Origin of the sequence: Bacillus sp. FSL K6-2944, from assembly GCF_038005385.1 — a bacterium.
GTDB lineage: Bacteria > Bacillota > Bacilli > Bacillales > Bacillaceae_G > Bacillus_A > Bacillus_A cereus.
This window is the reverse complement of the sequence record NZ_JBBOTE010000001.1, coordinates 992,057-1,017,921: the sequence shown is the minus strand read 5'-3', so window position 1 is coordinate 1,017,921 and position 25,865 is coordinate 992,057. Positions and strand designations below refer to the sequence as shown.

Genomic DNA, 25,865 nt, shown 5'->3' with positions numbered 1-25,865 from the left:
ATAAGTTATTCACTCTTGCCCACTTTAGTCCAAACAAAAAAGCACACTACTTTTTGAGTAATGTACTTTTTATTCTTATTAAGACGCAGGTTTTGTCTCAAATGTTGCTTGATTAAAACTAATAACCTTTCCTTTCGGGTCATTGTTTTCATACTGAACTGCAGTAATTGTATGACTACCTGTTTCCAGCGTTTTTTCTTTTAACTGCACTGTTGTCTGCGTTGTACTAGTTACTTGATGTTTATCTGTATACATTTGATCTACAAATACGAATGTTTCTTTATCACTTTGAAAATTAGAAAGTTCTAATTCAACTTGCTGAATTAACGTATCCTTTTTGATGAATACAGTCGGTATATTGCCGTTTTCAGAAGTACCATCTGGAGTAATAACTTTTACTTTCCCTTCTCCAATTGACATTGCTCCTTCAGGAAATACAACCATATTCTCATCACTTGCGTTTACAACTTGTTCTTCCTGTTTTGATTGCGCGTCCTCTTTTTCCTGTGGAGCACCGCAACCAACTAATAACAATACAGACAATCCAGTGATTATGAATTTTTTCAAAATTCATCCCCCCTGTAACTTCATTATAATTTATTATACAAAAATAACTTTTAAATTTTGAGACTACTTTCAACACTTTCATGAACAAATAGAATCTTGCTCACGATTAATGTATCATACTTTCCTTAATAGAACATTAATTTTTTTTATGAAATAAATAGTAATTTCCTCTTATCTATCATTTTAGCCCAACATATGAATTACATACCCTCAAAAATAAAAAGACATTGTTAATTCAATGTCTTTTCTATACAGCAATTAAAAAACAAACGTTGTAATCTCATCTACTTCTTTTCTTGGAAGTTTCTTCGGTTTATCTTTCGGAAATCCGAGTGAAATAACCATATTTATTTGTTTTTCAGGCTCAACTTGTAAATATTGGCGCAGTTCATCTTGAGCTAGCAATACTGGCCCTGTCATTGGACAAGTACCAAGTCCCTTTGCATGTGCAGCTAACATTAAGTTTTGTGCCGCTAAACAGCTACTCTTAATGCCTTCTTCCTCCCAAACTGAATTTGGAACAAAAGCAATTGGATCAAATATCTTTTCACGGAACTTTGATTCATATGGTGTTGCCAAACATACGATTAATACTGGTGCCTCCGAGAAAGCTGTTGCATATGGTCCGAAAGAACGTGTAAGTAATTTCCCTGCTTTCTCTTCTCCATTTTCTGCTGCTTTTGCCGCAAGTTTATGTAATGCATCCCACGTCATTTGTTCAATTTCTTTAATCTTCTCTCGATTCATGATAACTAAGAATTCCCACGTTTGTGAATTCGTATCACTTGGTGCGTAACGAGCACAATCAATTATTTCTTTTATATCATTAGTAGATACTTCTTGATCTGTAAACTTTCTAACACTTCGTCTTCCGTGAATTACTTCTTTAAAATCTTCATAATTCATATATTAAATCCCCTTTTTACAGCGTTTTCAAAACTTGTCCTATGCTTGAATTATATCATGAAAAAAAGCCGGAAGAATACCAGCTTTTTTCTTCATGATTAATTTGTCATTTTAAACAAACGAATACTCTCTTCGTATGCAGCTTGTAGTTTTTTCGTAATTGGTCCTCTTTCACCAGCCCCGAACTGTTCATCACCAATTTGAACGACTGGGAATATTTCAAGTGGCGTCGCTGTAAAGAAGCACTCCTCAGCGTCATATACTTCTTGTAATGAAAACTCTCGTTCCTCTACATCGATATGTAACTCTTTCGCTAATGTAATTACATAGTGACGTGTAATACCATGTAAAATGAAATGATCCGCTGGATGTGTAATCAACTTATTATTCTTCACGATAAAGAAATTGGAATGACACCCTTCAGTCACAATACCATCTCGTACTAATATTGCTTCTTGATACCCTTGTTCATTTATTTTGTTTTTGATCATGATATTAGGAAGCAAATTTAAAGATTTTATATGGCAAAACTTCCACCTGATGTCCTCTTCTACTGTCACCTTAATCCCTGCCTCCATTGAAGCAACTGGTCTTGGGAACGAAACAAGATTTGCAAAATATGTCGGTTGTAAATCTGATTCATATACATGATTGCGCGGTTGTGCACCTCTTGATATTTGTAAATATACATTCCCATCTTCTTGAAATTGATTTTTTTCAATCATTTGATATAACTCTTCTACTAATTCTTCCTTCGTAAATGGTGGAATTAGTTTTATTTCTGCCATAGAGTTAAAGAATCGTTCCAAATGTAAATCTAATAAATGAGGCTTGCCATCGTATAGTCTAAATACTTCATAAATCCCATCACCAAATTGGAAGCCTCTCTCTTCTAATGCTACCATCGGCTGTTCTTCTTTCGTATTAATCATTCTCCCATTAAACAAGATCCAATCTTTATGAGTAGCTTTCATTCTTCCCCACTCCTTTATCACATGATTGATTTTATTGTACAACTTATGACACCCTGAAAGAAGAAATTTTCTGTATTTTCACAAACTAAAAATACATCACTTCGTAAAAGTGATGTATTTTATCATTTATTTAAGGAAATATTTTTCAATATCATCTAACATAAGGTTCGCAGCTTTAATACCGCCTGCTGTATTCCAGATTACCTCATCCACTTGGAATACTTTATTATTTTTAGAAGCCTGTAGTTGCTTAAAGAGTGGATCTTCTGTCCATTCCTTCGCTAACGAATTTCCTTCATTATTCTTATCTGCATCTTTATCAGACGTGAAATAGAATAAGTAGTCTCCGTTCATATTTGGAATCTGCTCTTTTGTAATTCCTTTTATCGCAAAATCATCTTTATCTTGTAATGGTGGTCGTTTAAATCCAATATCATTTAAAACAACGCCCGAGAATGAGTTTTTTTGATAAATACGAACATCACCTGGCACGAAACGAATAATAGAAACTTTAGAATTCAATTTATCGCCTAACTTCTCTTTCATTCCTTCAATGCGTTTTTTATAATCATCAAGAGCTTTTTGCCCTTCTTTTTCTTTATTTACAGCTTTTGTATAAAGTGTAAAGTTTTCTTTCCAATCACCGCGTAATGTTTCTGCATAAACAGTTGGTGCGATTTCTTTTAGCTGATCATATATTTTTTCATGACGCATTTTATTTCCGATAATTAAATCTGGCTTAAGCTTCATTACAGCCTCTAAATTAATATCACGTTCAGTTCCTACAACTTCCGTGTTTTTTAACTCTTTCGCTAAATGAGGATACCATTCATCACCAGCACGTGGTTTCGTAGTCCCCACTGGCGTTACGCCCACAGCTAGGAGAGCCTCTGCGCCTTCATTTGTTAAAACAACAACTTTTTTAGGTGTACCATTTACTGTCGTTTCACCCATTGCATGCTTTACCGTATATGAATCTTTTGCTTTCGCTGATATATTATTTTCTTTTTTCTCTTCTTTACTACATCCTGCAATTACAACCATGAGTATCATAATGCAGAACATAATTAGTTTTTTAGTATGTATCATATGCCCTCCCCAGATGAAATCGATTATCATTAACATTTAAAGATTAATGTATCTTACATACATTGTCAATGTATATCAGAAAACTTTTTTAATATATACTATTTAGATTCTATCCGCTTTTCTAATGTTTCTTTTTAAAACATAGTGCATAAGTATGAAAAAAATGTTGTTATTAAAATGCGTATCCTTGTTATACATAACAAGGATACGCATCCATATTGCACTATCATTTCAATTCCTAATATTGAGTATACTTAATATACGCTGGGTCATTATATACCCACTGATTTCCACCAAGGTTTAACCAACCATTTTCATTTATATATACTAAATAAGATTCTGGAGAATTTAATTGGCGGATAACTGCAGATGTAGTTGATGGACCACTTCTTAAATTTACATCCATCCCTTGTATATATGCAACCCCAATCGGGCTTCCATCACTATTGCTTGTCTTTACAAAATTAATGTAAGAAGAATCATTATACACCCATTGTCCATTCCCCAAATCTAGCCATCCGTTACTTTCTTGATATACAACGTAAGATTCTGGAGAATTTAATTGACGAATAACTGTGGAAGAAGTTGATGGACCATTTCTTAAATTTACATTTTTCCCAAGAACATAAGCGATTCCCTTCGTTTGAGGTACCGGTTGTGGGTTAGGAGGTTGTGGATTTGGAGCTACTCCAAAAATAGCTGCTATTCCATTTGCATACGCTTGACTTAGATCTTCAATAAATTGTGGATTTTTTAATAAATTTGCATCAAAAGCTGTATCAATAAAAGCAGTCTCAGTTAAAATTGCATCCATTGCGGTTTCTCTTAATACCGCATAATTTTCTTTTTTTGCTCCTCGATCACGAAGACCATATTTTGTTAATACAGGATTGACAGCTGTATGCATTTTTTGTTGCTTTGCATATGCAGTGCTGCTATTGGATAACGCATTATAAATATAACTTTCAAAACCTGTACCCCCGCCGCTATTAATATGAAATGAAATAAAATAATCCGCACTGAAAGCATTAGCAATATTAGCACGTTCAGATAAAGAAATAAACACATCACTATCACGTGTCATTTTAATTGTAATTGGGTAATTTACCGTTAAAATGTCTCGAACGCGTCTAGCAATTTGAAGTGTTAAGTTTTTTTCTACTAAACCATTACCAACAGCACCAGAATCATATCCACCGTGCCCTGCGTCTATAACAAGTTTCATTTTATTGCCCCGCCCCTTTCTTGTAATATGTTTGCATTTCTACTCGTCCTATTTTATGTGAAATGTACAAGTTCTGTTACAATTGCAAATAAAAAACCGCCTTATGTAAGGCGGTTTCTATCATCTTGCTTTAACCAATTTAAAATAAATATATACGATTGATAGTGAACATAACGTATGCAAAATAAAATAAATAAAAGTGCTATTCCAACACCACTATAAAGTAAACCGAACTTTAAAAAAACATTTACAAGTGGTGGAAAGTTTATTAGATTTTGTAATGTACTAAGCATGCAAAACATAATGAAAAAGACAGGGACGTATTGTAATTCATACGGCTTTTTTTTCTTAATCATTCTTTTCCGAATGATTATATGACATAATTCTGCTACTATAAAGCACCCTCCAATTAATACAAGACCAGAAGTCATCGTCATACATCCACCTGCCTTATATTTATTGTATCGCATAAATAATCATCGTTATATTTTCTTTACATACTCTTCATCTTCTGAAGTAAAACCAAAACTCTCTATGAAAGACTTCGCCTTTTCTGTTAATTTCTCTTGTAGCACTTTTATTTCTTTCACATTTCTTTGTTTCATCATTTCTTCAAATGTAAAATACGTATTTGTACCATAACCGTAACCTTGGTAGTCAAAATGAATAATTAGCTGTGATAAAACAGCCCGTTCCTCTTGTACACTATAATCTATTACACCAATATATGTATCATCAACTTTCACACAGTACTGTACCTTTTTCTCACCTAAACTATGCGATTTAAACATTTCTTTAACAACGCTTTCATTTTCTACAGTAACTTTCTCAAACGTAATCATATGTTGTCCATCCTTTTACTATTATTGTATCAATAATACTTCCTATTTATGAAAAAAACCTTAAGACCGTATGCGATCTTAAGGTTTTTCTAATTAAACTAAGCTATACGCACGTTTTGTTTCTTCATGGAACTTATTCGTATCGTATTTATGCTCAACATAAATTTGGTGCCATACCATAAACGCAAGTACAGTCCAAATTTTACGGCTATAATCGCCTTTATCTGCACAATGTGCTTCCAGTAAGTTTAATACATACTGTTTGTCGATTAAATGCTCTGTCTTACTTTCGTTTATAATATTTATAGCCCAATCATGCATTTCGTCTTTTAACCAGTGACGAATTGGTACTGGGAATCCAAGTTTTTTACGATCTAATACGTGATCTGGAACGATTCCGCGTGCTGCTTCACGTAAAATAGCTTTCGTAGTTCCGTTAGCAATCTTAAATTCAGTTGGAATTTTAGATGCAACATCGAATACTTCTTTATCTAAGAACGGTACACGAAGTTCTAATGAGTTTGCCATTGTCATTTTATCAGCTTTTAATAAAATGTCACCGCGTAACCATGTGAACATGTCAATGTACTGCATTTTACTTACATCATCATAATCTTTAATCTCGTTATACAATGGTTTCGTGATATCCATATAGTTAACACTTTCATTGTAATACTTCATTAATTCAGCTTTTTCTTCTTCACGGAAGATTTTAGCATTTCCATAGTAACGCTCTTCAATTGGTGTACATCCACGCTCTAGGAAGCTCTTACCTTTAAATCCTTCTTTAAGAGCACCACTTAATGCTTTTAGAACGCTCTTACCTGGACTAGGAATGTAAGAGAACATTTTTAGTGAGTTTGGCTCACGGTAAATGTTATAACCACCAAATAGCTCGTCTGCGCCTTCACCAGAAAGAACAACTGTTACATGTTTACGTGCTTCTTTCGCAACGAAGTACAATGGTACAGCTGCTGGATCAGCTAAAGGATCATCCATATGCCAAATGATTTTTGGGAACTCATCCATAAATTCTTTCGCTGAAATGAATACGTTATGGTTTTTAACGCCTAATTTCTCAGCAGTTTCTTTCGCAACATCAACTTCACTGAAACCACGTTGCTCAAAACCAACAGAGAATGTTAAAAGATTTGGATTCATTTCTCTTGCGATAGAAGCGATGATAGATGAATCGATACCACCAGATAAGAATGAACCTACTGGTACATCACTACGCATATGCACTTTTACTGAATCATATAACACATCACGAATTGCTTGGATATGCTCCTCTTTCGTTGCACTTGAAGCGTTGAAATAAGGTTTCCAGTAGCGATGGATTTCCATCTCTTTACCGATTTCTTTTACGAAATAATGACCAGGCTCGATTTTATTAACATCAATTGTTAAAGTTTCTGGCTCTGGACCATATTGGTACGTAAAGTAATGTTGTAGTGACGTTGGATTAACGCCTTTATCTTCCATCACATGCATAATACTTTTCTTCTCAGATGCGAAGAATGTAGTATCACCTTGTTGTGCGATGTATAAAGGTTTAATACCGAAGTGATCACGTGCACCGAAAAGTTTCTTTTCTTCACGATCCCAAATCATAAATGCAAACATACCACGAAGGTAATCTACACATTTTTCTTTCATATGTGCATACAATGCAATGATAACTTCTGTATCAGATTGCGTTGCAAACGTTGCACCTTTTTCAAGTAACATTTCACGTAATTCTACATAGTTGTAAATTTCACCATTAAAAATAATTACATATCGATCATTTTCATAAGTTAGCGGCTGATGTCCTGCCTCTAAGTCAATGATGCTTAAACGGCGGAAGCCAAATTGTACATGTTCATCACGAAAATATCCTTCGTCATCTGGACCACGGTGGAAAATCATCGTGTTCATATTTTCAAATTGATGTTTTTCTGTTTCTGAAAACTCTCTAGGGTTTTCACATAAACATCCTACAAAACCACACATACTTCTTACCCTCTTTCAGTTTTCATTCTGTCTCTATACTACTATATCAACCCTATTTATACTAGCATAATCAACTGAATATGGCGACCAAAAACTATAAAAAAATCACTCCATTTCACATTTTTAACAATTTTTTATGAAAACATGAAAACTAGGCACTCACCTTTCTCCGCTTTTGTCATATGATATTGCAAATTGATTTCTAGGAGGGAATACCATGAGTGAAGAAAAAAAAGATTCTTCTCGCCCACCGGTTCGTAATTACTTAAAGCAAATTGATGATTTCTTCGAGCAAACACCTCTTCGCAATGTAATCGCTGATTTAAATCATTTTTTCCAAAAAGGAAACCGTTTATTAACATTCCCTGTAGATTTATATGAAGTTGGTGAAGAACTCGTTGTTACAGCTGAACTACCAGGTATACAAAAAGAACAAATCCAAATTGAAATACAAAGTGAATACTTAAAAGTCTCTGTAAAAGAAGAGATACTTGAAGAGGAAGAAGAACAAACATCCCATAACTATTATCGCCGAGAACGTTCCATTTCAGAAGCATCAAGATTGATTAAATTGCCGTATTCAATTAATAAAAAAGCGGCAAAAGCTTCTTATCAAAACGGCGTATTAGAAATTCGGGCGCCGAAACTTCCCCAGCAACATGACATTTTATCGATAGACTAATGCAAAAAAATAAGGGTGCTATGCACCCTTATTTTCAACCCACTAATCGCTTCATATCACGTATAATGTCTTCGTATGGCGTATTACTAATGCCACTATACTTTTTCATTACTTTTCCGTTTTGATCAATTAAATAAAATGATGTACCATGCATGACCTGACCGTTCTCCGGCTTATCTACAAGTGATTGGAAATTATCTTTTGAAAACTTTGTAATATCTTCTAACGAATACCCCGTTAATAAATTCCAGTTACTAGTATCCTCTGTAAACTTTTGAATAAAAGCTTTCAGATTTTCTGGCTTATCAAGGTCTGGATCTACACTAAATGAAACAAACTGAACGTCTAATTTCTCTTCTTTTGCCATCTTTTGGAGCTTGGCCATATTTGCAGTCATTGGTGGACAAACTGTCTGACAATTTGTGAACATAAAATCTGCAACCCAAACTTTCCCTTTTAAATCTTTTGTACCAAATTGCTTTCCATCTTGATTTGTAAATTGGAAGGTTTCTAAATCCCAATTTAATGGTTTACGAAGCTTTGAACCTGATTCACTACATCCAGCAAGTACAAAGAGACAAAATACAACCATAAGACCAATTATTTTTTGATAACGCTTCATTTATAAACCTCTTTTCTCTATCCTAAATTTAAATAGGTTATGTTTATAATAACAAAAGTTAACACTACGAGAAAATTGTTTACTACATTTGTTCACGAAATCGTACGAATTTACGTATGTTACTTTTTTATTTCAAGCGAATTACTAGACAAAATATATTTTTTTACTATTATTTCTCTAAATAAAAGTGATAAAACTAATTTTATTGTTACTTTTGTAAATACCTCTCCCTATTTTTTAACAATTCCTTAAACATTAATCCATGTTTTACACTGTATTCCTTAACAACATTTCGGTACAATACAAATACAACGATTTTAAATGAGGTGATGTTCATGGCAAAGCGCTATGAAAATATGGATAATGTTAGTACAAAAAAATCAATTCGCTCTTTTTTACGCTGGCGTAAAGAACGAAAGCAAAACAAAAAAGATTTTTCTTTCTTAGTAGAACAATCACCCGTTAAACAAAGTGCATTTTTGCAAAGTAATGTTGAAAAAACGACTATCACATGGATTGGGCATTCCACTTTTCTTATCCAAACGAATGGACTTAATATATTAACAGATCCAGTATGGGCTAATAAATTAAAGCTAGTTCCAAGACTTACAGAACCTGGACTCTCTATAGAAGCACTACCTAAAATTGATATTGTCCTTATTTCACATGGTCATTATGATCATTTAGATTTTTCAACTCTTCGTCAGTTGAATGATGATGTTCTATATCTTGTACCTATTGGATTAAAAAAATTATTTACTCGTAAGAAATTTAAACATGTAGAAGAGTATAAATGGTGGGAAAGTACGATAATTAACGAAGTTTCTTTTCACTTCGTACCCGCTCAGCACTGGACGAGAAGATTCTTATTTGATATGAATACGTCTCACTGGGGTGGATGGATTATTGATAATGAAACGACTATGGAAACCATATATTTTTGTGGTGACAGTGGCTATTTCCAAGGTTTCAAAGAAATTGGTGAACGCTTTTTAATTGATATTGCTCTTATGCCCATTGGCGCTTATGAACCAGAATGGTTTATGAAAGTATCTCATGTTTCACCTGAAGAGGCCGTGCAAGCTTATTTAGATTTAAACGCTACGCATTTTATACCAATGCATTACGGAGCTTTTGCACTCGCCGATGAAACACCTCGTGAAGCAATAACTAGACTTCGAAATAATTGGAATTTGCGCATGTTACCGTGGGAACAACTGCATGTACTCTTTTTAGGTCAAACTTTTATTTATAGTAACGCAACAAATAATAAGCAAATAAACGAAAAAATTGAAACTTTACATGTGTAACGTAATGACTGATTTTCTATATCCAACATATAATATAGAAAATCCTATAGTGAAACTTTAATTAGTGGGTTTTCTTCATCCCCACTGATTATTTTCCTTCACCAATCAAGCTTTTACGGGCAGCCCGCTACCTAACCTCTTTGCTCCAGCTAAATTTGAGGTAGAGAGTTTTACTGTCCACAAATAGCGGGATAAAGGGTGTTTTCTATGAATGAATATTTACAGACTCGCTATATCATTAGCGGTAGTGCCTGTGTAGCTCTTCTTATTTCTTACTTTCTATTTACATAAAAAAGCTACTTGAAATATATTTTCAAGTAGCTTTTTTATTACTCTGCTAAATACATAAATCCGATTGCGCCCGGACCTGTATGAGTACTAATAATAGGCGTTGTATAGAAAATTTCTGATTGAGCAAATCCACTTACTTTTTCAACCGCCGCTTTCATACTTTCAGCTAAAGGAATTGCTTTCGCATGCGGAATTGCAACAGCTTTTACGACTTTTCCAGCCGTATCTTGCTCAAATAACTTAGCTAATGTTTTTACAATTTGGCCTTGGCTACGAACTTTCGTTACAGGATTATAAACACCGTCTTCAAGACTAGCAATTGGCTTTATATTAAGTAGAGAACCGATAAACGCTTTTCCTTTACCGATACGTCCACCCTTCACTAAGTTTTCTAATGTATCCACTACTACATATAAACGAGTATTCTTTCTTACTTCATCTACACGTTTTAAAATTTCTTCTAGTGAGCGTCCGTCATTTGCCATTTTTGCAGCTTCAATTACTTGATATGCTAAAGCATGTGTAATAAATTGAGAATCAACAACTGTTACTTTTGTATCAGTCATTGATGCAGCGCTATTTGCAGTTGCTACAGTACCGCTCATTCCACTTGTCATATGGATAGAAAGGACTTCGCTTCCATCTTCCCCTAGCTTGTCATACATTTCTACAAATGTACCCATAGCTGGTTGTGATGTTTTTGGTAATTCCTCTGATTTAATCATTTCTTCAATAAATTCGTCAGGTTGTAAATCAACGCGATCTAAATATGTTTGTCCATTTACAGAGATTGATAATGGTAAAACATGAATGTCATACTTTTCGATTACGTCTTGTGATAAATCTGCCGTTGAATCTGTTACAATTTTAATTTTTTGCATACTATACTTCTTCCCTTTCCAATACGCTCTCCTTGTTATTATACTAGTATTCCCATTGCTTTCAACAATTTGGAACGAAATTTCATCAAATTAATTATATTTTCATATCTAAAATGAAAAAGACAGAGTTTACTAACCCTGTCCGTACTTCGTATCATGCATTTTTTTCAAGGGTATTTGTTTTATATACATTTAAATAATCATTCCACTTCAAACAATTTTGTAAATATTCACGGAAAGAATACGAAAATCTTGGGTGTTTTTGTTTTTGAATTTTTGCAATAAATAATTGAAGACGAGACTGAATTAGAAACGATAATGGATGCTGTGCCTGTAGGACAGGGATTTCGAATATTTTAATGCAATCCCCTGTTGAATGAGTGAAATAAAAACTTTTCGTAATCACAATATCAATCCTCTTTTTCATTGGATTTTTGAACTTCCTCTACTTTGCGCTGTAACACGTTGTTTAAAGTGGAGTAAAATCAGACTTATATGATTTCTGTAGTCCTTATGGCTAGAAGATTTATACTCTATTCATCTCCACCTAATTCACCTTCCCGCCCTAAATATCTCTGAGACGGGAATCTCATTATCCATCAATTGTTTAATACATTTAGTATAAGCTTATAAAAGCGCAAAGTTTGTCTAAATTTTGGAGATTCTATAATTTTTTTCTTCTATATATTGTATACGTTTATAGCTATAGTATAACAAATAAATAAAAAAGTGCCTTTATAACGAGGCACTTTTCGACTGCATTTCTTCTCTTTTCTTTTTCCTCTTACTAACAACCTTTGATAACGCAATACTTACTTCATAAATACAAATAAGCGGCACTGCAACTAAACTATGAGATAAAAAGTCTGGCGGTGATATACAAGATGCAATGATAATTAATGCTACGTAAGCATACCTTCTTATTTTTATTAAAAATTCCGCCGTAAGTATTCCAATACTAGTTAAAAACATTACAACGACTGGCAATTCAAAAATCACAGCAAATGGAACTGTTAAATTAAGTACAAAATGAAAATACTTTTCTGTCGTAAACATCGTATTAAACATTTCATTACCTATCATAGTTAAAAAGTGAAATAGAAACGGCATTACAATAAAGTATCCAAAACATAAACCTGCAATAAATAATATAGACAATACCGGTATATACATTATTGTCATCTTTTGTTCATTTGGATGTAAACCCGGTTTTACAAATAACCAAATTTGTATAGCAGCAAAAGGAATTGTACAAACGATAGCAAATACTGTAGCAATCGAGAAAAAAATCCACAATACATCACTTGGACCGAGAACAGTTAATTTCATTGGTAAATCTTTTACAAGCCAAAAATAAATATCCTTTGTAAAAGTAAATCCAATAATTAAAAATAGTACAAAGGATAACACCGTATATATTACTCTTTTTCGAAGCTCAACAATATGTTCTACTACGCTCATTTCCCGATTTTCCATCTCGTTCACCACACTTTATTTATCCATTACAAGGAAAATACACTACATTTTTTCTTTCTTTTCCTTTTCTTGAAATGCGTCATCTGTCAATTCTTTCGTTGATTTTTTAAACTCTTTTAACGTTTCCCCTAAAGCCTTCCCGATTTCCGGCAATTTTTTAGGTCCAAATAAAATGAGTACTGCTACTAAAATTAAAATTAACCCTGGAAAGCCAATATTTGAAAACATTTCCCCATCCCCTTTATTAGTAGTTTCCTTGTCCTACTATTACATAATTTTATTTTGTCAAAAAAGTTTGAAAACGTCAACAAATCCATTGTCTTTTGTCAAAAAAATTCAAAAATATAATCAATTATACAAATTTCATTTTCTATTGCTCTTGTGTATGATATGGTAAGGGAAATGACATATTATTTTATGATAGTAGAAAGGATTTGCATTATGACTGAAAAAATGACACGAATGACCCAATTTGTAAAAGAAGAAATTGCAAATGCAATTACACATGGTATCGGTGCCATTTTAAGCATCCCTGCCTTAATCATATTGATTATTCATGCTTCTAAGCACGGTACCGCATCAGCCGTAGTTGCATTTACTGTTTATGGTGTAAGTATGTTCTTACTGTACTTGTTTTCAACCTTGCTACATAGCATTCATCATCCTAAAGTAGAAAAAATATTTACTATTTTAGATCATTCAGCCATTTACTTATTGATTGCTGGCACGTATACTCCTTTTCTACTTATTACACTTCGTGGCCCATTAGGATGGACGTTGCTTGCTATAATATGGACACTAGCAATCGGAGGTATCGTCTTCAAAATTTTCTTTGTACGTCGCTTTATTAAGGCATCAACGCTATGTTATATCATAATGGGATGGCTCATAATCGTTGCTATTAAACCACTTTATGAAAATCTAACTGGACATGGTTTTTCACTACTTTTAGCAGGTGGCATTTTATATTCTGTCGGAGCTATATTCTTCCTTTGGGAAAAGCTACCTTTCAACCATGCCATATGGCACCTGTTCGTTTTAGGTGGTAGTGCGATGATGTTCTTCTGTGTACTCTTTTATGTCTTACCTACAGCATAATAAAAAGGATTCAGCTTACGATAAGCTGAATCCTTTTTTATTACTTATGTAATTGTGATGCAATAACTTCCTGTGTATGCTTCGTTAATTCTTTAATATCCATATTCGCATAATCTTCAGGTGTAATCGGCTTAGAAATTGTTACTGTTGCATGAGCTGGCTTCATACGATTTCCATTCGCTTCAAACATCTTATATGTACCATCTAACGTTACAGGTAAAATTGCTACACCTGACTTTACTGCAAGATGAAAACTACCAGCCTTAAACTCTCCAACTTCGCCGCCCTTACTTCTCGTTCCTTCAGGGAAAATTACGATAGAATGTCCATTCTTTAATAGTTCAATTCCATCTTTAATCGCTTGAAGAGATTGACGACGATCGCTACGATCCATAAATACACAATTCATCAGTTCCATCCAAGTTGGTACAACTGGGAACTTTTTAATCTCTGCTTTTGAAACGAATCCAATTGGTTTATTTAAGTAACCTAGTAAAACAGGGATATCCATATTACTTTGGTGATTACTTACAACTAGTACTGGCTTGTCTTTCGGAACATTTTCAAGTCCTTTCACTTCTACTGCCCCTCCAGCTACACGTACCATTTTCTTACCAAACCAATTTGTCGTTTTATACACAGCATTATCTTTTTCTTTTGGCGCCATCGTATTTACTTGTCTTTTAAGACGCCACATTCTCGGTGTAATCGCAATTACGATTAAAATTAAATAAAAGATTTTAAAAAACGTTTGAATCATACAGAACCCCCACCTATTATCATTCCGACCTTCATTATACTAGACAAACGAAGGAAAAAGAAGAAAAAAAGTCCAAACAGCAAGTGTTCGGACTTTTTAAGCATTCTATATTAGAAACGTTTTGCTAATTCACGAGCATTAGCAATTGCTGCTTCTTTAATTTCTTGTGCTTTTTCAGGGTTTGCATTCATACCTTCAACTGCAATATATTCAGTATCATTTACACCGACAAATCCTAATACAGTCTTTAAGTGATTGCGACCGAAGTCTACAGCTGCGTATGCTCCTTCAGAATATACGCCACCTGTTGCCTGAATGTGAAGCGCTTTTTTACCTTCTAATAAGCCGACTGGACCATTTTCAGTATATTTGAATGTTTTACCTGCGATTGCTACGTTATCTAAGTATGCTTTTACTACTGGTGGATAACTAAAGTTCCACATTGGAGTTACGAATACATAACGATCTGCATTCATAAATGTTTCTAAGTTTGTGTTCATTGCTGCTACTTTTTGTTGTTGAACTTCAGTTAAAGCTTCAAAGCCTTCACCTGCTGCAAATTTACCCCAAGCAGCAAATACATCTGCATCAATTGCTGGTACTGTAGTGTTGAATAAATCAATTGTTACAACTTCGTCTTGTGGATGTTCGTTTTTATAAGCTTCAATGAAAGCTTCCCCTACTGCCATTCCGAAAGAACCTTCTGCTGAATTTGGATTTGCTGTAATAAATAGTACTTTTGTCATTGTATTCTCTCCCTTTTTTCTCTTTATCTTTAATTCAAGATTTGTTTTTTAAAAGTTAATAACTTACCTTATGTAAGTATAATACAAAAAGTTTTAATCAATGTCAATAAAAAATAGCTACTTTTTTTTCGTAAGTTAATGATTTACTTTGTTTCCTTAAAATTCAGTATACAGATATTACGAACTCTTTCATATAAAAAGGCTACCTCTACAACTTATAGAGATAGCCTACTATTACATATTATTTTTGAAATACATGTTTTACTTTTTCAGCTGGAATATTACTTCCGCCTCTACCTTTTACATCTTCAATCATCATTGTAATGACCATATCTGGGGAATTTAAATCAAATGCAGCGAACCAACCTAGTTCTTTTCCTTCGGCCTCTTTTGATACTTTTAATTCCGCTGTACCTGTTTTTCCAGCAAGAGTCATACCATCAATTTTAGCAATTTTCCCTGTACCATCTGGATCATTAATTACTTTCGTCATTGCAGTTTTTAATATATCCTGATTTCCTTTAGAAATTACATTTTCTTTCCAAGCTTTTGGTTGTTTATCTGTTTTAATAATATACGGTGACGGAATCGTTCCATCATTTACAATTGGCGCATACGTTAAAGCTAAATGAAGAGGAGTCATTAATACTTGTCCTTGTCCATATCCCGTATCTGCCATTTGAATATCATTTTTAATGCCGTCATTTGCAATTTTAGAAGCAGGGAATCCATATTCAATTGGTAGTTTCTCATCGAATCCGAATTTTTTTGCTTCACTCATAAACTTGTCTTTTCCGATTTTCAAAGCTTCTTGTGCGAAGTAAATATTATCCGAGTATTTCATCGCCTTATCAAGATCAATCGGATTTGCATCTTTCACACGCGTTACATAGTAATTACCCCAAGAAGAATCTTTTGTCCATTTTAATCCTTCAATTTTCAACTCTTCTTTTGGATCAATTGTTTTCGTTTCAAGACCAATTGCAGCTGTAATAGGTTTAAATACAGAACCTGGTACCGACAATTGTGTAAAGCGATTTGTCATTGGTTTTTTCGGATCATTATTCCAAGCTTCGCGTTGTGCCTTCGATGTCCCTCGTGCAATTATATTAGGATCATATGCTGGACTACTTACTAGTGCAATTGTTTCTCCACTTTTCGGATTAATTGCTGCACTTGAACCAGCTTCGCCCTTCATTTCATTATACGTTTTTTCTTGAACAACACTATCAATAGTTAAAGTTACATTTTCTCCATCAACAGCATCTGTTTTTGCCAAGTTTTTAATTTCTTTTCCTTGCGCATCTTCTACAAAGACACGGCCACCTTTTTTACCGCGTAGCTTTTCCTCTAATACTTGCTCTAAACCAGCTTTACCAACTGGGTCATCAGCTTGATAGCCTTTCTTTTGTAGCGTTTTTAAATCTTCAGCATTTACCTTTCCAATATAACCAGTCAGATGAGCTGCCGCTTCCCCTAACGGATATGTACGAACATTTACAGGTTTTGTTGAAACACCTGGTAAATCAATGTACGTATTTTGTGTTGCCCCTTCAGGCAAAATTCCAATTGGTACGAGATACCCTGGTTTTACCCATTTAGCAGCTAATTTTTGATCAATTTCTTCTACAGACATATTTAATAACTTCGCTACTGTTTCTTTCGTTTGCGGAGCAGCATCGCCTAACTTTTCAGGAATCAATCCGATTTCAGAAGCTTTCCCATTCGTTGCAAGACCTTTTCCATTACGATCGTATATTTCACCACGTTTTGGCTGTGTTGTCTGCATACGCACTTTACTATCTTTCGTCATGCCTGGGAAAATAAAATCAGGAGTCCAATCTATTTTCCAAGATTCTTTATCTCCATCTTTTTCTTTCACCATTTTTGCTTCATGACCAAATGTAATTTTACCACCAACTGTATCCATGCTTACTTTAAAAGGAACAGGGCCTTCATCTTTTTTATCTTCTTTTACTTCCCCTGTTTCTACCTTTAAGTCTTTCACTTCGATACCAGAATAAATTTTTTCATATTTCTCAGTAAACTCTTTCTTTGAAATATCTTTTTTTGCATTTTTTGATAGTTGATCATACATATCTGCAAATTTTTGTTTATTCCACGCTTTTACATATGTATCAAACGCTTCTTGTGGTTTTTCTTCTTTACCACATCCAACTAACATGAATGTTAAGCAAAGAAAAAGAATCCCCCATATCTTTCTCAATCGATTCTCCTCCTCTTTCTATATTAGTACTTTTGAAAATTTTAGCATTTTTACATGCTACCTATCATTATAGCACTATCGAATCTCATCTATAAACTTATATTGGTGAATATAAATAAAAAGATTGATGCGAATTCTCACATCAATCTTTTTTATTATTGTTGTTTCTCATATACATGGTAATAATACGTATATGGGTTTTTTTCATCCGTTAAACCTTTTTCTACAAAAATCTCTTTCCAATTTGTCATATCTATTTCTGGGAAGAATGTATCTCCTTCAAATGCATGATGGATTTTTGTTATATATAACTTGTCTACATAAGGTAAAAAGAGGTCGTAAATTTGCGCTCCACCAAAAATAAAAATCTCTTCTTCATTTTTACATAGTTCAAACACTTCTTCTACAGAATGAACAACTTCACAACCTTCAACATGATACCCTTCATTACGAGTTACAATAATATTACGTCTTCCAGGCAGTGGTCTACCAATCGCTTCATAGTTCTTTCTTCCCATAATAAGCGGGTGACCCATCGTTGTTTTCTTCACGTATTGTAATTCACTCGGTAAACGCCAAGGTAAATTATTATCTTTACCAATTACTCTATTTTCGTCCATAGCGACCATAAATGAAACAATCATTTTTTCATCTCCTCTACAATTATACTGCAACCGGTGCTTTAATTGCTGGATGCGGATCGTATCCTTCAATCGTTAAATCTTCCATTTCAAAATCGAAAACAGATTTCACATCTGGATTTAATGTAAGTTTCGGGAATGGACGTGGTTCACGTGCCAATTGCTTTTCTACTTGTTCAAAATGATTTGTATAAATGTGTGCATCACCAATTGTATGAACAAATTCTCCCACTTCAAGTCCGCATTCATGTGCAATTAAATGTGTTAGTAGTGAGTAACTTGCAATGTTAAATGGAATCCCAAGGAATATGTCACCACTTCTTTGATATAACTGACAAGAAAGCTTTCCATCTGCTACATAAAACTGGAATAGCGTATGACAAGGCGGTAAGGCCATACTTGGTACATCTTCTGGATTCCAGGCAGAAACGATTAAACGACGTGAGTCTGGTGTTTTTTTAATCATTTCAATTACATCTTTTAATTGATCAAGTGTCTCACCAGCTGTCGTTTTCCAAGCACGCCACTGTTTACCGTAAACGTCTCCTAAATAACCATATTTATTTGAGAACTCATCATCTTCTAAAACGTTCTTTTTAAACAATTCCATTTGCTCGTCGTACTGTACTTTAAATTCTTCATCTTGTTGTGAGCGAAGACCAAAATCAGTCATGTCAGGACCAGTATACTCATCACTTTCTACCCAGCTCTTAAAAGCCCATTCATTCCAAATGTTATTATTATGCTGCAATAAATAGCGAATATTTGTATCACCTTTCATAAACCAAAGCAGTTCACTTGCTACAAGGCGAAACGGTACTCTCTTTGTTGTTAATAAAGGAAAACCTTTACTTAGATCAAAACGCATTTGATATCCAAATACAGATACAGTGCCTGTCCCTGTACGGTCTTCTTTCTTCGTACCATGTTCCATTACATGGCGGCATAAATTTAAGTATTCATTTTCAGCATGTTTCATATGTAGGAAAACCTTCTTTCAATCGTATATGCAATTTATCATAACATGAAAAATGATAAATTTAATAATCCTAATTAATAAAATTTCTTGCGCTAATTCTTACAAAATTATTAACTTTCCAAATATAAAAAGGTTTTCATTTTCTATTACCGAAAGTATAGTGCGGTAGAACAAAATTTATATTTGGAGGTTAGAAGTATGTCTAAAATTGAAACGCCTGTTATGACTTCTTTACAAACAACGGCTGAAAAAATGATGAAGGATTTAAATGTTCCTGGTGCTGCTGTCGCTGTTATAAAAGACGGTGAAGTTATTATTTCAGAAGGTTTCGGCTATCGTAATATAGAAACAAAAGAGGCTGTTACACCGAATACTCGATTCGCAATCGGTTCCTCAACGAAAGCATTTGGCACACTTTCATTAAGCTTGTTAGCACAGCAAAAAAAGTTTAATTGGGATACCCCTATCCAGTCTTATATACCTAACTTTACTTTATCTGAACTACTTGCTAGCTCACAAGTTACAGGACGGGATTTAGCTTCTCATCGAACTGGAGTGAGTCGTCATGAGGCTCTTTGGTACAGTTCTTCCTTATCTCGAAAAGATCTCGTTGAAAAAATAAAACATTTACCACTTGATGCACCGTTCCGAACTGCATTTCTATATAACAATTTAATGTATGCAACAATTAGCTACATTGTTGAAAACATTACAAATCAAACGTGGGAGCAATACACTACAGAACATATTTTAGAACCTTTAAATATGAGACATACAAACTTCTCTGTTAACGATTCACAAACTACAGATGATTACGCTTTACCTTACATTGAAAATGACGGTGAAATAAAAGCAGTTCCATTCCGTAACATCGATACAGTTGGCGCTGCTGGGTGTATTAATTCCACAATTGAAGATATGGCAAATTGGGTACTTCTCCACTTAAATGAAGGAAAATTTGGAGATCATGAATTAATCTCCTCTGAATTATTACAACAAATGTATACACCACACAATTCAATTCCAGACCAACCGGTTTTATCACTCCCTGAATCTCCATTAAATAGTTACGGTCTTGGTTGGTTTATTAGCGCTTATCGTGGTAAAAAAGTGATTCATCATGGCGGTAATATCGATGGATTTTCAGCGCTTGTTTCATTCATACCAACAGAAAACATAGGCCTTGTCATTTTAACGAATGCTGGAGGAACATTACTTCCTACTTATCTCGCTAATCAAATTTATGACGAACTACTTGAATTAGAATCCATTGATTGGCATAAACGTGCTGTAGAAGATACTAAAAAAATGAAGGAAATGATGAAAGAAGCAACTGAATCCCTCCCTGAACAAATTAAAGGGACTACACCTTCGCACAAGTTAGAGGATTATACTGGTACTTTTGAACATCCTGCATACGGAACATTACAAGTATACAAACGAGATGATTCGTTATATGTACAATTTATGGAAATGGATATTCAATTAGGGCATCATCATTACGACATCTTCTCTGCAAAAGTTGACTTATTCCAAATGAAAATGAGCTTATTATTCGCTTATGAAATGAATGTAAGTGGTGAATTCCCATCCCTTCAGTTACATGTACCAGCTACATTAAGTACTCAGCCGCTTACATTTAAGAAAATTAAATAAGTATTTTGATGGTAAAAAATAAAGGTAGGTGCGAATCACACCTACCTTTTCTATTTCATATCAATCTTATCTGATTGAAACCAAATTGGCTTCGATAACTCAAAGTTATTATGATCCTCTAAAACTATAGTAAGGCGCTCTAACATATCATCTAACATATGCGGCGCTGCTCGTAATGTCCAGACAACTGAGGAGAAAACTGTCATACCAACGTACACCGTGTATAATTTCCAGAATTCCTCTGGTATTTTTCTATTAAAGTATCCTTCTATTTGTCCGATTGAATACGGAATACTAATGTCCCTTGCAAACAGTGCAATTTTCACAAAATCATGAAGTGGATCGCCCCAATCGTAGCCATTAAAATCAACAACACCTACATATTTTCCATCCCGTACAATTATATTTTCTAAGTGAAAATCATCGTGTTGAAATCGATTTGGGCGGTTCTTTAAATATATTTCATTTTCTTCAATAAACTTTATGATTTTATCATCATTTTTTATGTTTATTCCACATGTTTTATATGCCTCTAAATATTTACTATGTTTTTTCATTGCTCTTTCATACCATGGAAGTATATTATTAGGAGCTTCATATGTATGCATTTTTGCTAAATCTTTCCCTGCCTCTATACCAATATCATATTGTTCTTTTGGTGAATACGTAGGCAATAACTTCTTCGCATCTTCCCCTTCTAAATACGAAAAGATGCCATAGCATAAACCTTCTTCTGCCAACAAACCTATTTCAATTGGTTTTTGTGCTTGCACACTACGATTTTGCATTTCATTTAAAATTTGAAACTCTATTTTCTTTCTTTCATACTCTTTTATATCGCCTGTCCGCAATAAATATTTATCATTATTCGCACTCGTAATTATATATTTCTTATCAGGTGAAAAACCTTTAGAAATTTCTTTAATATCCACTGCATTTTTTACTATTTGTATATTGTTTTGCCATGCTGTAATTATCTTCATATCTATTCCCCTTACATTTCTGCATTTGGTGTATAGGCAACTTCTACAATAAATCCATTCGGATCGTAAAAATCAATCGTATAGTAACCTTCCGAATAATGATTCATTTCAATTGGACCACGTATTACCTTCACTTTCGTACTAGAAAGAAAATCTGCTACTTCCTCAACTACTTCTCTATGAATAGCTTGATAACAAATATGTCTAGGCCCTAACGTCCTTACAATTTCCTCATCTACTTCTTTAAAGTATATTTCACTTTCTCCTGTGCTATATGCTATTTCATTTAACTTTCTCCACCCAATTATGGAAAACAACTTATTATAAAAAGAAATGGATTCCTCTAAATTTGCTACCCAAAATTCAATATGATGAATGCCTGCTCGCAGTGTATTCATATTAAGAATACGCTCCTTGTACTACTTGCACAATTTCCATCGGCTTATGAACCATGTAATCTGGTGCATCTTTTTTCACTGTTTCAATAACATCATATCCCCAAGATACCCAAATTACGTTCACTCCAGCCTTTTTACACGCTGCTACGTCTCGCTGTTCATCACCGACATATAACATATCTTTCTCTGTTATTTTTTTTGATTTCAAAAATCTTTTTATCATTTTATCTTTACCAAACAAATTTTTAGAACAATACACTTCTTGAATATTTTCGATACCATTCTTGTGTAAAAACGCCCGAATATGCTCTTCTGAGTTCGATGATATGACTGCAATTCCGTAGCCTTTTTTATGTAGTTCATCTAATACTTCTTTCATCCCATGGAACAAAACGAGATTTTTTATAGCAGGCTGATATAATTTATAAAATTCCAACGCTAATATCGGTAGTTTATACAGTGGTACATTAAGTTGTTTACATCTCTCTGGCATCGTTAATTTACGTAAATGTTCAATTTCGTCTTCCTTTACTGCTTTATACCCATGTTTTTCAGCAAGTTGATTATAAATCGGTACAAATATATTTTGTGAATCTACTAATGTGCCATCAAAGTCAAAAACAATATATTTTTGCATTCCCATACTCCCTTTGCTTCTTTTTTCTAAACCTATGTTATTCAACAACATAGTTGTCTGTCCCTTCTATAAAAATAAAAAAGAACAAGATTTTCTCTTGTTCTTTTTAAGACAACCATTTCGGTGGTACATTCGTATTCCAATAAATATTTCCTAACTCATGATGTCCAGAGTATCCATCATCAAAACGGTGGTAATGGAAATTAAAATAATAACCATCTTGCGGTGGATGATCTCTTCTTACATGGAAACGCAATAAATCATTTCCAGATTTCGTATCGTAGACGTGAAAAATCTTCTCATTATTTCCACCAGCTGGTTTTTGAGAAATCGCTAATGATTGTAGTGAATCTTCTGGTACATCACTAGCAAGCTCAGCAATTGCCTCTTCAATTTTCGGTAATATTACATCTTTAAACTCATCTTCAATTACTGGACCAATTTTAGTACCAAACTTTTGCATCGACTGCTTCTCTGCTTCTTGCATTGCATAAGTAATAAAAGTATCGGTGGTTAACCTGTCATTCGTTTCTTCATATGTATAGGACGTGCTCTCCAAACTTTGTTGCCCAGCTGTGCTCGTAGGCTTGTCCGCAGCTTTGGCATTATCAAGTAATATGGAAGGAGGCGTCACTAAACCAAATGTAAACACGGTAATTAATGCGACTAAGGTTTTTCTAAACCAATTTGGCATTTATGTTCCCTCCCCTTTCACTCATTATTTTTTATATAACGGTGGTTTCTTCTATTATACAAAATGATTGTAATTTTTGCACTTTACAATTTTGTTAACGTTCACATATTTTTCACTTGAATATGAAATTGTAAGATTTCATACAATAAAAATACAACAACAATAAGGAGGCGATCAGATGACTTTAGATGTCATGTATTCCGCCGCAAGTATACTCGTTTTAGTATATTTTATTTATCAATGTGTTACAGACTAGAAAAAGAGCCGTCACTGGCTCTTTTTTAATGGTACAAATACAATCCATACAATTAATAAAATAAAAACAACGCTGCCTACCACAGCTGGCAATAAATAAAACTGTGAAAGTATAACTATTCCATATAAAAGTATTGCTGGTAGTAGTAAATAACGATCTGCCTTCCATCTTAACAATAGTAATTTCCCTTCATCACAATATAAACGAAGAAACATCTTATTCGTAAATTCATTCCAATAATCACGTGCATAGCGAGAAATTGCAACTACAGCAAATACGAGAACAATAGCTGCAATCCACCTTGGAGTCATAATTATACTTGCAGTACTGATACATACAATTTGAATATAAAATATTCGTGCAGTACTTGTACGGAAAAATTCTTTCAAAAAAGATTCGACAATACGAGAATCAGCTTTTTTCCCTAAAAGTCTTTTAGAGCGCGGAAACATCCACGGTTTTTTTATTCGAACTACTCGGTTTAGCCGCATGACCACCAACTTGCATAATTCCGCTCGTCCAGCGCATGCTTTCCTCCTTTTCTTTCTCGATTTCTTTAAAAAAGAACTTTTTATAATTCATTTTCTCTTTTACTAATACACTACTTAAGAAAATTACTAGACCGATAAATAGAATTGAATACAACGGATTTTTATAAATAAAAAATAAACTAATTCCAAAAAAGGACACGCTCATAGAAAATACTACATTTTTTACAATCCATAAAACCCATCGTTTCCCCACATGTACATGAACAAATCTCGTTAACAACGACAACATAAATCGAAATATAGTAAAGAATACCCAAAATAATAGGACTTGTATCTCTGTTACTTCGATACTTTTCATCAACACTGGTAACATAATAACGACTACTATTATATTCGTTATCGCTATTCGAACAAATGTGTACATCATGCCATACTGGACTAATTTTCGCATATGTGTTGCATACGAAATTAAAAATAAACTATCCGCTTGCTCAAAAAATGAACGAACTCCTCTTGGATATGTTACTAGATAAAATGCGAGTAATCCTAATCCGAAATAAATCGTCTCTTCCGTTGATAATTCATTTATCCATAGCGATCGATAATAGATTCCCATAAATATAAGTGCTGGAATAATAATATATAATGCGACTGTCCAATCTGTTACCGAACGTATAGACTTCCATTTCCGCTGGAGTTCATGGCGTAATCTCTTATAAAATTGTTGTTTAATCATGTTGTTCACGCCTTACAATTACATCAAAGCAGTCTAATAATGAACTACCCGGCATTTCCGCTAATATTTGAATAGATTCTAAATGTCCATCTGCGACTAATGTACCTTGTGAAATGAGTAAAAATCTTTCACAAATTTTTTCAGCAGTATCTAATACGTGCGTACAAAGTAAAATTCCTGCCCCGCGCTCTTTTTCTTTATATAAATAATTTAAAAACTCTTTCGTAGCTACTGGATCTAAACCGATAAAAGGTTCGTCAATGATATAAAAATCTGGCTCAGTTAAAAACGCCAATATTAGCATAGACTTTTGTTTCATGCCTTTTGAAAACTTTGATAAATACTCATGTTTATGCTTATTCATTCGAAAAGTATGTAATAATTGTTCCGCTCGTTCTTCCCAACTTCCCATTTCACTTCCACGAGCTGCCATTAATAATTCAATATGTTCCCAGAGCGTCAAGTAATCATAGTATGTTGGATGTTCTGGTACGTATGCATACGGATTTTTCTTTTCACCGAATGATATTTCACCGTCCATATTTACAAGTAATCCGAGTATCGTTTTAATCGTCGTACTTTTCCCAGCACCATTTGCTCCAATAAGAGCAACTAGTTCACCTTTTTCGATAGAAAAAACTATATCATGAATTGTTTTTTCGCCTATTTCATATCCAGCTGAGCGGATATTTACTTTTAACAT

At 33.9% G+C, this 25,865-nt stretch carries 27 protein-coding genes and 1 pseudogene; 4 read left to right on the top strand and 24 right to left on the bottom strand.

Features of this window, described 5'->3' with window-relative positions; translation table 11 throughout:
• Positions 1-78: 78 nt before the first annotated feature.
• From MHH55_RS05315 to asnB, 8 genes are all read right to left on the bottom strand, one after another.
• The gene (locus tag MHH55_RS05315; protein ID WP_000713496.1) at positions 79-567 is read right to left on the bottom strand and encodes a hypothetical protein; all 489 of its coding nucleotides are present in this window, start codon (positions 565-567) and stop codon (positions 79-81) included.
• Between the two features lie 258 nt (positions 568-825).
• Entirely contained in the window at positions 826-1,473 is a 648-nt protein-coding gene (locus MHH55_RS05310; protein ID WP_001105288.1) for a nitroreductase family protein, read from the bottom strand.
• 98 nt (positions 1,474-1,571) lie between these two features.
• Positions 1,572-2,447: a D-amino-acid transaminase gene (gene dat / locus MHH55_RS05305; RefSeq protein ID WP_074553986.1), complete on the bottom strand. Its 876-nt coding sequence runs from the start codon at positions 2,445-2,447 to the stop codon at positions 1,572-1,574.
• Between the two features lie 126 nt (positions 2,448-2,573).
• Positions 2,574-3,536 (bottom strand): ABC transporter substrate-binding protein, encoded by a 963-nt coding sequence (locus tag MHH55_RS05300; RefSeq protein ID WP_074553988.1) that lies wholly within the window; start codon positions 3,534-3,536, stop codon positions 2,574-2,576.
• 238 nt (positions 3,537-3,774) lie between these two features.
• Positions 3,775-4,761 carry an N-acetylmuramoyl-L-alanine amidase gene (locus MHH55_RS05295; RefSeq protein WP_074553990.1) on the bottom strand — a complete coding sequence of 329 codons (987 nt, stop codon included), beginning with the start codon at positions 4,759-4,761 and terminating at the stop codon, positions 3,775-3,777.
• Positions 4,762-4,862: 101 nt separating this feature from the next.
• Complete coding sequence (locus MHH55_RS05290) at positions 4,863-5,192, bottom strand: hypothetical protein (protein ID WP_000200455.1); 330 nt, start codon at positions 5,190-5,192, stop codon at positions 4,863-4,865.
• 51 nt (positions 5,193-5,243) lie between these two features.
• Positions 5,244-5,603: a GNAT family N-acetyltransferase gene (locus MHH55_RS05285; protein ID WP_000627523.1), complete on the bottom strand. Its 360-nt coding sequence runs from the start codon at positions 5,601-5,603 to the stop codon at positions 5,244-5,246.
• 93 nt (positions 5,604-5,696) lie between these two features.
• The gene (asnB, locus tag MHH55_RS05280; RefSeq protein ID WP_000333816.1) at positions 5,697-7,598 is read right to left on the bottom strand and encodes an asparagine synthase (glutamine-hydrolyzing); all 1,902 of its coding nucleotides are present in this window, start codon (positions 7,596-7,598) and stop codon (positions 5,697-5,699) included.
• A gap of 217 nt (positions 7,599-7,815) precedes the next feature.
• Between asnB and MHH55_RS05275 the strand changes: the two genes are divergently transcribed.
• Complete coding sequence (locus MHH55_RS05275) at positions 7,816-8,280, top strand: Hsp20/alpha crystallin family protein (protein ID WP_001288085.1); 465 nt, start codon at positions 7,816-7,818, stop codon at positions 8,278-8,280.
• A 34-nt stretch (positions 8,281-8,314) separates the two neighbouring features.
• On the opposite strand, the gene MHH55_RS05270 is transcribed toward MHH55_RS05275, so the two are convergent.
• Positions 8,315-8,902 carry an SCO family protein gene (locus MHH55_RS05270; RefSeq protein ID WP_000833335.1) on the bottom strand — a complete coding sequence of 196 codons (588 nt, stop codon included), beginning with the start codon at positions 8,900-8,902 and terminating at the stop codon, positions 8,315-8,317.
• Positions 8,903-9,237: 335 nt separating this feature from the next.
• Between MHH55_RS05270 and MHH55_RS05265 the strand changes: the two genes are divergently transcribed.
• Positions 9,238-10,212 carry an MBL fold metallo-hydrolase gene (locus tag MHH55_RS05265; RefSeq protein WP_001129630.1) on the top strand — a complete coding sequence of 325 codons (975 nt, stop codon included), beginning with the start codon at positions 9,238-9,240 and terminating at the stop codon, positions 10,210-10,212.
• Between the two features lie 329 nt (positions 10,213-10,541).
• On the opposite strand, the gene MHH55_RS05260 is transcribed toward MHH55_RS05265, so the two are convergent.
• The 4 genes from MHH55_RS05260 to MHH55_RS05245 all read right to left on the bottom strand — a co-directional run bounded on the left by MHH55_RS05260 (position 10,542) and on the right by MHH55_RS05245 (position 13,088).
• Positions 10,542-11,384: a DegV family protein gene (locus MHH55_RS05260; protein WP_001169470.1), complete on the bottom strand. Its 843-nt coding sequence runs from the start codon at positions 11,382-11,384 to the stop codon at positions 10,542-10,544.
• 154 nt (positions 11,385-11,538) lie between these two features.
• Positions 11,539-11,790 carry a DUF2535 family protein gene (locus MHH55_RS05255; protein WP_000629012.1) on the bottom strand — a complete coding sequence of 84 codons (252 nt, stop codon included), beginning with the start codon at positions 11,788-11,790 and terminating at the stop codon, positions 11,539-11,541.
• 329 nt (positions 11,791-12,119) lie between these two features.
• A complete protein-coding gene (gene tatC / locus MHH55_RS05250) occupies positions 12,120-12,860 on the bottom strand; it encodes a twin-arginine translocase subunit TatC (protein ID WP_078186880.1) in 741 nt (246 codons plus the stop codon).
• A gap of 42 nt (positions 12,861-12,902) precedes the next feature.
• Positions 12,903-13,088: a twin-arginine translocase TatA/TatE family subunit gene (locus MHH55_RS05245; protein ID WP_000492443.1), complete on the bottom strand. Its 186-nt coding sequence runs from the start codon at positions 13,086-13,088 to the stop codon at positions 12,903-12,905.
• Positions 13,089-13,301: 213 nt separating this feature from the next.
• Here MHH55_RS05245 and trhA point away from each other — a divergent pair, with 213 nt between their 5' ends.
• Positions 13,302-13,958: a PAQR family membrane homeostasis protein TrhA gene (gene trhA / locus MHH55_RS05240; protein ID WP_000136889.1), complete on the top strand. Its 657-nt coding sequence runs from the start codon at positions 13,302-13,304 to the stop codon at positions 13,956-13,958.
• A 40-nt stretch (positions 13,959-13,998) separates the two neighbouring features.
• On the opposite strand, the gene MHH55_RS05235 is transcribed toward trhA, so the two are convergent.
• The 5 genes from MHH55_RS05235 to MHH55_RS05215 form a co-directional block, all read right to left on the bottom strand.
• Positions 13,999-14,718 carry a lysophospholipid acyltransferase family protein gene (locus MHH55_RS05235; RefSeq protein WP_000616577.1) on the bottom strand — a complete coding sequence of 240 codons (720 nt, stop codon included), beginning with the start codon at positions 14,716-14,718 and terminating at the stop codon, positions 13,999-14,001.
• 110 nt (positions 14,719-14,828) lie between these two features.
• On the bottom strand, positions 14,829-15,464 hold the full coding sequence (locus tag MHH55_RS05230; RefSeq protein WP_000170025.1) for an FMN-dependent NADH-azoreductase: 636 nt from the start codon (positions 15,462-15,464) through the stop codon (positions 14,829-14,831).
• 241 nt (positions 15,465-15,705) lie between these two features.
• Positions 15,706-17,691 (bottom strand): penicillin-binding protein 3, encoded by a 1,986-nt coding sequence (gene pbpC, locus MHH55_RS05225; protein WP_001227240.1) that lies wholly within the window; start codon positions 17,689-17,691, stop codon positions 15,706-15,708.
• A 155-nt stretch (positions 17,692-17,846) separates the two neighbouring features.
• On the bottom strand, positions 17,847-18,335 hold the full coding sequence (locus MHH55_RS05220) for a dihydrofolate reductase (RefSeq protein WP_000637205.1): 489 nt from the start codon (positions 18,333-18,335) through the stop codon (positions 17,847-17,849).
• A 19-nt stretch (positions 18,336-18,354) separates the two neighbouring features.
• The gene (locus tag MHH55_RS05215; RefSeq protein WP_000679609.1) at positions 18,355-19,311 is read right to left on the bottom strand and encodes a thymidylate synthase; all 957 of its coding nucleotides are present in this window, start codon (positions 19,309-19,311) and stop codon (positions 18,355-18,357) included.
• A 198-nt stretch (positions 19,312-19,509) separates the two neighbouring features.
• Here MHH55_RS05215 and MHH55_RS05210 point away from each other — a divergent pair, with 198 nt between their 5' ends.
• Positions 19,510-20,967: a serine hydrolase gene (locus tag MHH55_RS05210; RefSeq protein ID WP_000034322.1), complete on the top strand. Its 1,458-nt coding sequence runs from the start codon at positions 19,510-19,512 to the stop codon at positions 20,965-20,967.
• Positions 20,968-21,017: 50 nt separating this feature from the next.
• On the opposite strand, the gene MHH55_RS05205 is transcribed toward MHH55_RS05210, so the two are convergent.
• From MHH55_RS05205 to MHH55_RS05180, 6 genes and pseudogenes are all read right to left on the bottom strand, one after another.
• Complete coding sequence (locus MHH55_RS05205; protein ID WP_000692086.1) at positions 21,018-21,950, bottom strand: aminoglycoside phosphotransferase family protein; 933 nt, start codon at positions 21,948-21,950, stop codon at positions 21,018-21,020.
• 11 nt (positions 21,951-21,961) lie between these two features.
• Entirely contained in the window at positions 21,962-22,348 is a 387-nt protein-coding gene (locus tag MHH55_RS05200) for a VOC family protein (protein ID WP_001094664.1), read from the bottom strand.
• 1 nt (position 22,349) lies between these two features.
• Entirely contained in the window at positions 22,350-22,985 is a 636-nt protein-coding gene (locus MHH55_RS05195; RefSeq protein ID WP_025687389.1) for an HAD family hydrolase, read from the bottom strand.
• 106 nt (positions 22,986-23,091) lie between these two features.
• Positions 23,092-23,679, bottom strand: a complete 588-nt coding sequence (locus MHH55_RS05190; RefSeq protein WP_001134421.1) for a YpjP family protein — start codon at positions 23,677-23,679, stop codon at positions 23,092-23,094.
• A gap of 267 nt (positions 23,680-23,946) precedes the next feature.
• Positions 23,947-25,162: pseudogene (locus tag MHH55_RS05185) on the bottom strand (ABC transporter permease).
• A complete protein-coding gene (locus MHH55_RS05180) occupies positions 25,155-25,865 on the bottom strand; it encodes an ABC transporter ATP-binding protein (protein WP_000921912.1) in 711 nt (236 codons plus the stop codon). Before MHH55_RS05180 ends, MHH55_RS05185 begins: the two are co-directional and overlap by 8 nt.